The sequence below is a fragment of the Streptomyces lateritius genome (assembly GCF_014649715.1).
GTDB lineage: Bacteria > Actinomycetota > Actinomycetes > Streptomycetales > Streptomycetaceae > Streptomyces > Streptomyces lateritius.
Window position 1 is genome coordinate 38,768 of sequence record NZ_BMTO01000010.1, and the last position, 12,142, is coordinate 50,909.

The following is a 12,142-nucleotide window of genomic DNA, read 5'->3' on the forward strand; positions in this document are numbered from 1 at the left end:
ACCAGCCCTGTGGAAAACCCTGGGGGCCAGGAGGGGACGTCAGTGGGCGGTCCAGCCGCCGTCGAGGGTCAGGGAGGTGCCGGTGATGAAGGAGGCCTGGGGGGTGCAGAGGTAGAGCACGGCTTCGGCGACCTCTTCGGGCTCGATGAGCCGCTTGAGCGCCGAGTCCTTGAGGAGGACGTCGGCCAGGACCCGGTCCGGCGGGATGGAGTGGGTGGCGGCCTGGTCGGCGATCTGCCGCTCGACCAGGGGCGTACGCACATAGCCTGGGCTCACACAGTTGGAGGTGACTCCATGGGGGGCGCCTTCCAGGGCGGCGGTCTTGGAGAGTCCCTCCAGGCCGTGTTTGGCGGCCACGTAGGCCGACTTGAAGGCGGAGGCCCGCAGCCCGTGTACGGAGGAGATGTTGACGACCCGGCCCCAGCCCTGGGCGTACATGTGGGGCAGGGCTCCTCTGATGAGCCGGAAGGGCGCCTCCAGCATCACGGTCAGAACGGTGTGGAAGACGTCCGGCGGGAATTCCTCGATGGGGCGGACGAACTGGAGCCCGGCGTTGTTCACGAGGATGTCGGCGCCGGCGGCCGCGGCCTCCGCGCCGTCGAGGTCGGTGAGATCGAGGATCTGCGGTTCCACGGCGCCGGGCAGGCCGTGGGCCTGTGCGAGGAGCGCCTCCAGGCCGTCGGCCGCGCGGTCCACGGCTCTGACCCGAGCGCCCGCGGCGGCGAGCCGGAGGGCGCAGGCGCGTCCGATGCCGCCTGCCGCTCCGGTGACGAGCGCCGTGCGGCCGGTGAGGTCGAGCTGGACGGTCCCGGGCGCGGTGGCCGGAGCGGGCGGGGCCGGAAGGGGTCGGGCCGGCGCGGAGGGCGAGGCGGGACCTGATGTGGTGGGGGCGCTCATGTTCGCACCTTATGAAGCGCTCCACCATCAACCGATGTGTTCCAGACCCATACTTCAGCCCGTGGGCGTGGTGTCGAACCATGTGGGTTCGTCGAGGAGCGCCTGCTCGATCCGGAAGTGGGAGAACCGCTTCATCTCGGGCAGGTCGTTCACGTCGAACCAGCCGACGTCCGTCGACTCGTCGTCGTTGACCCGGGCCTCGCCTCCGACGGCGCGGCAGCGGAAGCAGATGTCCAGGAACTGGCACTGGTCGCCGTTGGGATACACGACGGGCTTGCGCAGGGTCTGGACGAGCACGACCCGCTCCACCTCGACGCGGACGGCGGTCTCCTCGTACACCTCGCGGACGGCACAGGCCGCGGGCTGTTCCCCTGGCTCGACGATGCCGCCGACGATCGCCCACAGGCCGTTGTCGGCCCGCCTGCCGAGCAGCACCCGGCCCCGGTCGTCGAAGACGACGGCGCTCACCCCCGGCAAGAAGAGCAGTTGGTGACCGGCGCTGGCCCGGAGTTCGCGGATGAAGTCAGGTGTACCCATACCGCGACCCTAAGGCCCTCGGGATCAAGGAACCCCAGGGGCCTGCGTCCCCCGCGCCCCCGCAGGGCGGCTTCGGTCCTCAGGCCGCGTGGCCGCGGCGGGCGCGGAAGGCCCGCAGGCCCGACCAGCCCAGACCGGCGAGCGCGACCGCCACCAGGAGCGCCTCGGGCAGCGTGCCCATCCGCGTCGCCGGTGTGAGCGAGGAGCGCAGCGGCACCTTCTCGACCAGGACGTCCGGGGTGAACATGGCGGACTGGCGCACGATCTCGCCGTCCGGCCGGATGATCGCGCTCACTCCGCTGGTCACCGGTACGACCACGGAGCGGCTGTGCTCGACCGCCCGGACCCGGGACATCGCCAACTGCTGGTAGGTCATCTCGCTGCGGCCGAAGGTGGCGTTGTTGCTCGGTACGGAGATCAGCTGGGCGCCGTGGGTGACGGTGTCCCGCACGGCCCAGTCGAAGGCCGCCTCGTAGCACGTGGCGAGGCCGACCTTGGTGCCGGCGAGGTCGAAGACGCCGATCTCGTGGCCCGCTCCGAAGTCGCGACTGACCCGGTCGACGTTGCTGTTGAAGATCCGTACGAAGGGTCGCATCGGGATGTACTCGCCGAAGGGCTGGACGTGCCGCTTGTCGTAGGTGGCGACCGGTCCCTTGTCCGGGTCCCACTCGACGAGGGTGTTGCGCAGCTTGCCGGTCTCGGGGGCGATGACCGCGCCGATCACGGTAGGTACGCCGATCTTCTTCACGGCCTTGTCGATGACGTCGTACGCGTCGGGGTTGGCGTAGGGATCGATGTCGGAGGAGTTCTCCGGCCACAGGACGAAGTCGGGCCGGGGCTTCGTGCCCTTCTCGACGGCCTCGGCCAGCTCCGTGGTGCGGGCCGCGTGGTTGTCGAGGACGGCGCGCCGCTGGTCGTTGAAGTCCAGGCCGAGGCGGGGCACGTTGCCCTGGACGGCGGCGACGGTCGCCGCGCCGTCCTCGGCGGAGTCGTCGACCAGGGGCATCGCGGCGACGGCACCGGTGACCGGGGCGAGGACGGCGAGAGCGGCCGCGGCGAGCGGCCCGCGCGGTACGTCACCGCTCGCCCGCCAGGCGCGGACCTGCCGGATCACTTCGTACAGTCCGAAGCCGCACAGCGCCACGGCGAAGCCGAGCACGGGCGTGCCGCCGACCGCCGCCAGCGGCAGGAAGACGCCGTCGGCCTGCCCGAAGGCGATCTTGCCCCAGGGGAAGCCGCCGAACGGGACACGCGCGCGTGCCGCCTCGGCGAGGATCCACACCCCCGCGGCCCACACCGGCCACGCGGGCAGCCGGGAGACGGCCGCGATCCCGAGCCCGGCGGCGGCGATGAACACCGCCTCGACGGCGGAGAGCGCGATCCACGGGAACCGGCCGACCACGGCGCCGGTCCAGATCAGCAGCGGAAGCAGGAAACCGAGACCCGCGAGGTACCCGAGGCCGAACCCGGCGCGGAGCCGGCGGCCACGCAGGGCCCAGCCGAGCAGGCCGAACGCGGGTACCGCGAGCCACCACAGCGGGCGGGGCGGGAAGCTCAGGAAGAGCATGACCCCGGCGAGCACGGCCGCTCCCGGCCGCACGAGGCGCCACGGGCCTGAACGGCCGGGCTCGGGGGCGGCGGCGGGTCCGGGGGCGTCGACGGGCGCGATCGTGGTGCTCACCTTCCGGAGTCTACGGCGCGCCCCCGCCCCCGAAGATCCCGGTCCGGCCGACCCCGTCCCGCTCTGGCCGGCGGGCCGACTCGGCGCGGGCCGAGGCTCAGGCGCTCGTCGGCCCCGTCGGTGCGACGGGCGGGGCCGGGGGCGTGGGAGGCGCGGAGGGCGGGCCGGGGGTCGCACGGCTCAGGCGCTCGCGGATGACGCGGACGGCGGAGTCGGCGTCGTCGACCGTGACGGTGAAAGTGCGGCCGTCGACCAGCGTCAGGACCAGGGCCTCGCCGCGCCGGACGATGACGCCCGTCCCCTTCTCGGGGAGCCATCGGTATCCCCAGCCTCCCCAATGCCGCGGTGTGACCTTCGCCGCGATCTCGACGCCGGCCACCTGCGACAGCGGGATCCGGCGGCGCGGCAGGCCCATGTGGCCGCAGCGGACCTCCAGGGCCCGGTCGTCGACCTTGACCGCGACGTGGACGAAGGCGAGCGTGCCGAACAGCATCAGCAGGCCGACCGCGACGCAGCCGATCACCGACATCAGCAGCGGGACGACGCCGGACCGCCACGAGGCGGCGACGGCGAGCTCGATTCCCAGCGCGACGAAGGCCGCACCGGCGATCGCCAGGAGCCACTGGGCGCGATTGGTGGCGCGGCCGGTCCAGACCTCGGGTACCGGTACGTCGGTGTCCAGGGGCCGGGGGTGGTGGGGATGGCGGGAATGGTCCCTCATGGCTCGCAGCCTACTCACGTTCCGCTTGGGCGGCGCCCGCTCGACGCCGCCGCGTGATCGTCAGCGTGCAGGGGCTGCGGCAACGAGCAGTCGGCCTTCCGCATAGCTCAGGGCCGCCGCCGGGAGCTCCTCGGTCCGTCCACTCAGCAGTACTGTCAATCCGCCGGACGGGGGTGCGGCGGGCGCGGGCTCCGCGCCGATCCGGCGCAGCGCCTGTGCGGCGACTGCCCCGGCCGATCCGTGGAATACCACCGGGGGCAGGTCGGCCGACTGGACCGCCGCGCGGATGCGCTCGGCGACCAGTTCGTAGTGCGTGCAGCCGAGGACCAGGGCGCGGACGTCGGGCGGGGTGAGCGCCGCGGCTGCCGCGACGGCCCTGTCCACGGCCTCCGCGTCCCCGTGCTCCACCGCGTCGGCGAGCCCGGGGCAGGGGACCTCGGTGACCTCGGCGTCCGCGGCGAACGCGCGGATCAGGCCGCGCTGGTAGGGGCTGCCTGTGGTGGCCGGGGTCGCCCAGATGGCGACCTTTCCGCCGTCCGAGGCGGCGGGCTTGATCGCGGGGACGGTGCCGATCACCGGGATACGGGGCTCCAGCGCGGCGCGCAGTGCGGGCAGGGCGTGGACGGAGGCGGTGTTGCAGCCCACGATCAGGGCGTCCGGCCGGTGCGCGGCGGCGGCGCGGGCGACGGCCAGCGCACGCTCGGTGAGATCCTCGGGGGTCCTAGGGCCCCAGGGCATGCCGTCGGGGTCGGAGGAGAGCACGAGATCGGCGTCGGGCCGCAGTCGGCGAACCGCGGCCGCTGCCGGGAGCAGGCCGATTCCGGAGTCCATGAGCGCGATCTTCACCCGGTCACCCTAGCCGACCACCCTTGCGTCGCCGTCGATCTGGGGCAGACTGCGGCGAATGAGCGCCATTGCCTGGATCGCCGTGGGTTCGTTGGCCGCCTGGGGGTGGCTGCTGCTGGGTCAGGGGTTCTTCTGGCGTACCGATCAACGCCTGCCGCCGCAGGTCCACGCGCGCGTGGACCGGGTCGGCCAGGTCGGCCCGATGGACCTGGTCGACCCGACGGACCCGTCCGTCTGGCCGCGGGTCGCGATCGTCGTGCCCGCGCGGGACGAGGCGGAGGTGCTGCCGCTGAGCCTGCCGTCGTTGCTCACGCAGGACTATCCGGGCGACGCCGAGGTGGTGCTCGTCGACGACGGCAGTACGGACGGCACGGGGAAGCTCGCCGGCGAGCTGGCCGTACGGTACGGCGGGCTGCCGCTGACGGTGGTCTCTCCGGGCGAGCCGGAGCCGGGCTGGACCGGGAAGCTGTGGGCGCTGCGCCACGGCATGGCGCTGGCACGCGCGCGTGGGCCGGAGTTTCTGCTGCTGACGGACGCGGACATCGCCCACGAGCCGGACAGTCTGCGCCTGCTGGTGACGGCGGCGGTCGAAAACGACCTGGATCTGGTCTCGCAGATGGCCCGGCTGCGGGTGGCGAGCTTCTGGGAGCGTCTGGTCGTGCCCGCGTTCGTCTACTTCTTCGCGCAGCTCTACCCCTTCCGCTGGATCAACGGCCGTCGCCCCCGGGCGACGGCGGCGGCCGGGGGGTGCGTCCTGCTGCGGTCGGAGACGGCCGAGCGGGCCGGGGTGCCCCAGGTGATCAGGCAGGCGGTGATCGACGACGTGTCGCTGGCCCGGGCGGTGCGCCGGGCGGGCGGGCGGATCTGGCTGGGGCTCGCCGAGCGGGTGGACAGCGTCCGCCCGTATCCGCACCTCGCCGACCTGTGGCGGATGGTGTCGCGCAGCGCCTACGCCCAGCTCCGCCACAACCCTCTCGTGCTCGCGGGCACGGTCGCCGGGCTCGCGGTCGTCTATCTGGCACCCCCACTGGCATCGGCGGTGGGGCTGTTCGGCGGTGACGCGGTGGCGGGCTGGGCGGGCGGGCTCGCGTGGGTGGTGATGGCGGGAACGTACCTCCCGATGCTCCGCTACTACCGCCAGCCGCTCTGGCTCGCGCCCACCCTGCCCTTCACCGCGTTCCTCTATCTCCTCATGACCGTGGATTCGGCGGTCCAGCACTACCGCGGCCGGGGAGCGGCCTGGAAGGGCCGGACGTACGCCCGTCCCGAGGCGGCACCCGACCGGTGAGGCGGGCGGGGGCGGATCATTTGCGTCCGGGGGTCCAGTTCATGCCCCGGCCGTACGCCTGGTCGACGGTCCGCTGCGGGCTGATTCCGCGCTGCGGTACGAGACAGCCGGCCTCGCGCCGGACGACGAGGTCGCCGTTCTCCCGGCTGAGGAGGGCGAGCGCGCAGACGGTGGAGGGGACGGTGCAGTCGTCGAGGGAGAAGTCGACGGCCGCGCCGTGCTGCGGCTGGAGAGTGACGGTGGCGTGCAGGTCGGCGAAACCGCGGGCGCCCGCGTAGATGGTGACGAAGACGAGAACGCGGCGGAGCTTGTCCTTGTGGTCGAGGTTGATGGTGAGGTTCTCGCCGGCGGTGAGGGCGCCGGTGCGGTCGTCGCCGTCGAGATGGATGTACGGAACCTGGTGGAGCGAGCCGAAGGCGTTGCCGAGCGCCTGGACGACGCCCTTGCGGCCGTCGGTCAGTTCGTACAGTGCGCACAGGTCGAGGTCGAGGTCGGCGTGCTGGGCGACGGTGCGGCCGAGCTTGGCAGCCCGGCCGGTGAACTGTTCGCGCGTCTGCCAGTTGAGGTTGACCCGCATCACACCGAAGGTGCCTCCCTGCTTGGCGAGGGAGACAGTCGGGGATTCCTTCGTCAGGGTGACTTTCGTGAGGCGTACCGGCTGCGGGGCCGTTGCGCCGGGGGCCGGTTCGACGGGAGCCGGGGCGGACGGTGTCGGGCGCTGGGGTTCGTCCACCGTGATGCCGAAGTCCGTGGCCAGGCCCTCGAGGCCCGCACTGTAGCCCCGTCCCACCGCCCGGAATTTCCAGGCGCCCTGACGTCGGTACAGCTCGCCGAGGACGAACGCCGTCTCGACGGTGGCGTCGGCGCTGTCGTACCGCGCGATCTCGGCGCCGGTGTCCGCGTCCACCACCCGTACGTACAGTCCGGGGACCCGGCCGAACGCAAGGCCGTCGGCCGAGGCCGCGAGGCCGATCCGCTCGACGGCCGGCTCGACCCGCTCCAGATCCACGTGGACCGCGTCGCTCGCCGAGCCTCCGGAGGCGGTCTTCCCCTATTGCCGTACCGCCCCCGAGGCGTGCGTCGGCTGGTTGCAGAAAACGAAGTCCGCGTCGGAGCGCACTTTTCCCGACACGAGGAGTAGCGCCGAGGCGTCGACATCCGGCACTCCCGTACCTGAACGCCGGCCCAATTCGACGCGCACAGCGCGCGCCCCCACCGGAACATTGGCTCCTTTAAGCATGGACATGCTCATCTCCATCGCGGCTCATGGGCATGAAGATTTCTTTCGTCAGCCTGATGCCGGGCATGCCGGACGCGCCCGAGGAGACGAGGGAGACCCGCGGGTAACCCCTCCCCAGCTCGGGTTTTCAAGATCGACGCCCCTTCGGGCGACCGTTTTTGTCACGTTCGCTCGCATTGTGGATCGACGGTCACTCAGAACCCGTCAAACAACCCTCTTATCGGGCTCCCCAACCAGCACATCGTGGGCTTAACTTATGTGCCATGACCTCCCCCCGCTCCACCTACGGAGGCGGTTACTACACCGCGCCGTCGTTCCCCGACACCCCGATCTACGACTCCCTGGTCGCGGAGCGGGGCACGCCTCAGATCGCCCCGATCCGAGTGCCTTCCGCGTACGACACCGGCAACAGCTATCTGCCGGCGCTGCCCGCGGCCCTGCCCGCCCTCCCGGCGGCACCCAGCCCCGCCCCGGCGTACACCGGTGGCGGTTCGTACGGCTACCCGCAGCCGATGCAGCAGATGGCCCCCGTGCCGCTGCAGCACGCTCCGGCGCCGTACATCCCGCAGCAGCCGACCGGTCCGCGCGGCTACCCGGGCGTCCAGCCCCAGCAGCCACAGCGTCCGGTGGCCACGGGGTACGAGGCCATGCGCCCGGCGGCCGCACGGCCCGCCCCGGCGCCCGCTCCCTACGACGACCCGTACAACCGCCCGTACCAGGGCGGGGGGTACTGAGGTCCCGGGGGGCCGACGGTCGAGGGGCACTGACGACGCCCTGTCCGGAGCGGCTGGCAGGATGACGGCATGCCGATTCCTGTTGTCCGCTCCCTCCACGTCCACCCGGTCAAGGCGATGCGCGGGTTCGCGCCCGCCGAGGCGGAGGTCCAGCCATGGGGACTGGCCGGTGACCGCCGCTGGACCGTGGTGGACGCGTCGAGGGCGGTCGTGACCCAACGCCGTCACCCGCGGATGGCGTTGGCCTCGGCCGAGACGCTGCCCGGCGGCGGCGTCCGGCTGTCCGCGCCCGGCCTGCCCACTCTGTCGGTCGAGGTGCCGCGGCCCTCGTCCACGATCCGGGTGGAGGTCTTCGACACTCCGGTGGAGGCGGTCCCGGCCGGTGAAGCGGCGGACGCCTGGTTCAGCGCCTATCTGGAGACCGAGGCGCGCCTCGTCCACATGGACGAGCCGGCGCACCGGCGTCCGGTCAAGCCGGAGTACGCGCTGCCCGGCGAGACGGTGAGCTTCGCGGACGGGTTCCCGCTCCTGGTCACCACCACCGCCTCCCTCGACGCCCTCAATTCGCTGATCGCCCAGGGCGACCACGCCGACGAGGGCCCGCTGCCGATGAACCGCTTCCGGCCGAACGTGGTGGTCGACGACACCGCGCCCTGGGCCGAGGACGGCTGGACCCGGCTCGCCATCGGCGACGTCGCCTTCCGGGTCGCCCGGTCCTGCGGCCGCTGTGTCGTGACCACCACCGACCAGGCGACCGCCGAGCGCGGCAAGGAGCCGCTGCGCACCCTCGCCCGCCATCGCAAGGACGGCGGCCGGCTGATCTTCGGCCAGAACCTCGTCCCCGAGCACACCGGCACGATCCGGGCCGGCGACGAGGTCAAGATCCTCGACTGAACCACCACCGCCCGCCCGGGGCGCCGCACCGCCGTGCCGCGAACCCGGGCGGCCGACCCGGGCGGGGAAACGCCTCACGCTTTCCGTCCCGACGGGCGGGGAACCCGCCCCCGGGGCAGACTCGTTGGGAGAGCCTGGGAGAGCGACGAGCGAGGAGGGGGTGCGGAGCGTGCGGACAGTCACCGGAGTCTGGCGCTGGCGGCGCAATCCCCTGTGCCGGACCACCGACCTGATCGAGGCATGGGTCGCGCTGACGGCCGTCGTCCTGTTCGCCTGCGCCGTGCCCGCCGTCGGCTGGATCTCCGGAGCGCGGACCGACGCCTCCCTCCAGCGCGCGGTCCAGGCGCAGTACGAACAGCGGCGGGAGACGACGGCCCGGGTCGTCCGGGTCTCCGGCACCCCCGCCCCCGGCTTCCAGAACCCCGAGTCCGCGGGCGAGCAGCAGCTCCGCCGGCCCGTGGTGGCCCGCTGGACGGCCCCTGACGGCACGCCGAAGACGGGGACGGTGGCCACCCGCCCCGAGTCCGCCGACCCGGGCGACACCTTCCCGCTCTGGACCGACCGGACCGGACGGCCCGTGGCGGCGCCCATGCGGCCGGACACCGCACACGCGCACGCGACGATCGTCGGTCTGCTCGCGGCGGCCCTGGCCGGGGTCTTCGTCGAGGCCGCCAGGCGGGTGGTCGTACGCCGGCTCGTACATCGGCGGTACGAACGTCTCGACCGCGCCTGGGCCAAGGCCGGCCCCGACTGGGGACGCACGGGCGCGGGCAGCTGACCCGTCAACCCGGCGCCGCCGCGCGCGCTACGGTGGGGCATCGGATGAGCAGCGACGCATGAGGCGGGGGCAGAGCACACCCATGGCACAGGGCACGGTCCAGGTGACGCACACCGGCACATCGCGGTGGCGGCGCCGCACGGGTGAGTACGCCTCCCTCGCCGCGGCCCTGGAGGCCGCGGGGGACGGGGACGTCCTCACCGTCGCGCCCGGGACCTACCGGGAGAACCTCGTCATCCAACGCGCCGTCACCCTGCGCGGCCCCGAGGGCGGTATCGGCTCGGTGCGGATCGCGCCGCTGGACGGCGTACCGCTGACGGTTCGGGCCTCGGCCACCGTTCAGGATCTGCACATCGAGGGCCAGGACACCGCCGCGCCCGCGCTGCTCGTCGAGGACGGCACTCCGGAGCTGCTCGACCTGCGGATCGTGACCCGATCCGCCGCCGGGCTGGAGGTCCGCGGGGCGGCCCGCCCGACCGTCCGTCGCTGCACGGTCGACAATCCGGCCGGCGTCGGCATCGCCGTACTCGACGGCGCGGGCGGGGTGTTCGAGGAGTGCGAGATCGTCTCGGCCGGTCAGTCCGGTATCTCCGTGCGCGGCGGCGCGCATCCGCGCCTGGAACGGTGCCGGGTGCATCACGCCTCGGGCGCCGGGATCGCCGTCAACGGCGAGGGGAGCGGCCTGGAGGGCATCGGCTGCGAGGTGTACGAGATCAAGGGCGCGGGTCTGCAGATCGCCGCCCGCGCGACCGCCCATCTGACCGACTCCTCCGTGCACCGCACCTCGGCCGACGGCATCACTCTGGACACGGACGCGGTGCTCACGCTCTCCGACTGCGACATCCACGACATCCCCGAGAACGCGGTGGATCTGCGCTCGCGTTCGGTGCTGACGCTGACCCGCTCCACGGTGCGGCGCTTCGGGCGCAACGGGCTCTCGGTGTGGGACCCGGGCACGCGTGTGGACGCCGATCAGTGCGAGATCCACGACAGTACGGGCGACTATCCGGCCGTCTGGGTCAGCGACGGGGCGACCGCGGTCCTCGACGCGTGCCGGGTGCACGACGTGCCGGACGCGCTGTTCGTCCTCGACCGGGGCTCACGCGTCGACGTCGTCGACAGCGACCTGTCACAGGTGCGGAACACGGCGGTGTCGGTGAGCGACGGGGCGACCGCGCAGCTGGACGACTGCCGGATCCGGGAGGCGTCCACGGGCGCCTGGTTCCGCGACCACGGCAGCGGCGGCACCCTGAGCGGTTGCACCATCGACGCCGTGCAGACCGGGGTCATCGTCACCAAGGGGGCCGATCCGACGATCGAGCGATGCACCGTCACCTCGCCCGCCGAGGCCGGGTTCTACGTCTCCGCCGAGGGGCGGGGGACCTTCCACGGCTGCCGCGTCACCGGGAGCGGCGGCTACGGCTTCCACGTGATGGACGGCTGCCGGACGACGCTGCGCAAGTGCCGTACGGAACGGTGCGCGCGCGGGGGCTACGAGTTCGCCGACGGGGGCGGCGCCCAGGCCGAAGGCCTCGGAGGCGGCCCGGTGGCGGAGGACTGCACGAGCGACGAGAGCGGGGTGCGTATGGCTCCGGCCGACACCGGGACCGTACTGACGGCGACGCAGTCGGCCGGTCTGCTCGGCACGGTTCCGGCGCCGCGCTCCCCCGGCGCGCCCGCCGCCCCGGCGGCCGTATCGGATCCCGGTCCCGCGCCCGCGGTGCGCTCCTCGCACGACGTGCTCGGCGAACTGGACGCCTTGGTCGGCCTGGAGAGCGTCAAGCACGAGGTGCGCACGCTCACCAACATGATCGAGGTGGGGCGCAGGCGCCAGGAGGCGGGCCTTAAGGCCGCCTCCGTGCGCCGCCATCTGGTCTTCACCGGCAACCCCGGCACGGGCAAGACCACCGTGGCCCGGCTCTACGGCGAGATCCTCGCCTCGCTCGGGGTGCTGGAGCGCGGCCATCTCGTGGAGGTCTCCCGCGTCGACCTGGTCGGTGAGCACATCGGGTCGACCGCGATCCGGACCCAGGAGGCGTTCGACCGGGCGCGCGGCGGGGTGCTCTTCGTCGACGAGGCGTACGCGCTGTCTCCGGAGGACTCGGGGCGGGACTTCGGGCGGGAGGCGATCGACACCCTGGTGAAGCTGATGGAGGACCACCGGGACGCCGTCGTGGTGATCGTCGCCGGGTACACGGCCGAGATGGAGCGCTTCCTGACGGTCAACCCCGGCGTGGCGTCCCGTTTCTCACGGACGATCACCTTCAGCGACTACGTGCCGGACGAGCTGGTGCGGATCGTGGAGCAGCAGGCCGACGAGCACGAGTACCGGCTCGCCCCGGGCACGGACGAGGCGTTGCGGAAGTACTTCACCGAGCTGCCCAAGGGCCCGGCGTTCGGCAACGGCCGAACCGCGCGGCAGACGTTCGAGTCGATGGTCGAGCGGCACGCGGGCCGGGTCGCCGTGCTCACCGAGGTGAGCACGGACGACCTGACCCTGCTCTATCCGGAGGACCTGCCCGAGCT

At 72.8% G+C, this 12,142-nt stretch carries 10 protein-coding genes and 1 pseudogene; 5 read left to right on the top strand and 6 right to left on the bottom strand.

Annotated features, from left to right (window positions below):
* Window positions 1–39 precede the first annotated feature (39 nt).
* The 5 genes from IE136_RS21040 to IE136_RS21060 form a co-directional block, all read right to left on the bottom strand.
* On the bottom strand, window positions 40–897 hold the full coding sequence (locus IE136_RS21040) for a 3-hydroxybutyrate dehydrogenase (protein WP_189601112.1): 858 nt from the start codon (window positions 895–897) through the stop codon (window positions 40–42).
* A gap of 54 nt (window positions 898–951) precedes the next feature.
* A complete protein-coding gene (locus tag IE136_RS21045; protein WP_158984779.1) occupies window positions 952–1,434 on the bottom strand; it encodes an NUDIX hydrolase in 483 nt (160 codons plus the stop codon).
* 79 nt (window positions 1,435–1,513) lie between these two features.
* The gene (gene lnt, locus IE136_RS21050; protein ID WP_189601113.1) at window positions 1,514–3,115 is read right to left on the bottom strand and encodes an apolipoprotein N-acyltransferase; all 1,602 of its coding nucleotides are present in this window, start codon (window positions 3,113–3,115) and stop codon (window positions 1,514–1,516) included.
* Between the two features lie 97 nt (window positions 3,116–3,212).
* The gene (locus IE136_RS21055; protein WP_229819004.1) at window positions 3,213–3,836 is read right to left on the bottom strand and encodes a PH domain-containing protein; all 624 of its coding nucleotides are present in this window, start codon (window positions 3,834–3,836) and stop codon (window positions 3,213–3,215) included.
* Window positions 3,837–3,896: 60 nt separating this feature from the next.
* Window positions 3,897–4,682, bottom strand: coding sequence for a glutamate racemase (locus IE136_RS21060; protein WP_162467822.1), 786 nt, complete (start codon window positions 4,680–4,682; stop codon window positions 3,897–3,899).
* Window positions 4,683–4,740: 58 nt separating this feature from the next.
* Here IE136_RS21060 and IE136_RS21065 point away from each other — a divergent pair, with 58 nt between their 5' ends.
* Window positions 4,741–5,970, top strand: coding sequence for a glycosyltransferase (locus IE136_RS21065; protein ID WP_158984783.1), 1,230 nt, complete (start codon window positions 4,741–4,743; stop codon window positions 5,968–5,970).
* Window positions 5,971–5,986: 16 nt separating this feature from the next.
* Here the strand turns inward: IE136_RS21065 and IE136_RS21070 are convergent.
* Window positions 5,987–7,216: pseudogene (locus tag IE136_RS21070) on the bottom strand (TerD family protein).
* Between the two features lie 257 nt (window positions 7,217–7,473).
* On the opposite strand from IE136_RS21070, the gene IE136_RS21075 reads away from it, so the two are divergent.
* The 4 genes from IE136_RS21075 to IE136_RS21090 all read left to right on the top strand — a co-directional run.
* A complete protein-coding gene (locus IE136_RS21075) occupies window positions 7,474–7,944 on the top strand; it encodes a DUF6643 family protein (protein ID WP_158984785.1) in 471 nt (156 codons plus the stop codon).
* A gap of 69 nt (window positions 7,945–8,013) precedes the next feature.
* A complete protein-coding gene (locus tag IE136_RS21080; protein ID WP_158984787.1) occupies window positions 8,014–8,838 on the top strand; it encodes an MOSC domain-containing protein in 825 nt (274 codons plus the stop codon).
* A 169-nt stretch (window positions 8,839–9,007) separates the two neighbouring features.
* Window positions 9,008–9,616, top strand: coding sequence for an Rv1733c family protein (locus IE136_RS21085; RefSeq protein ID WP_158984789.1), 609 nt, complete (start codon window positions 9,008–9,010; stop codon window positions 9,614–9,616).
* A gap of 82 nt (window positions 9,617–9,698) precedes the next feature.
* Window positions 9,699–12,142, top strand: a 2,444-nt coding sequence (locus tag IE136_RS21090) for a right-handed parallel beta-helix repeat-containing protein (protein ID WP_189601210.1), incomplete at its 3' end; no start/stop codon positions are given.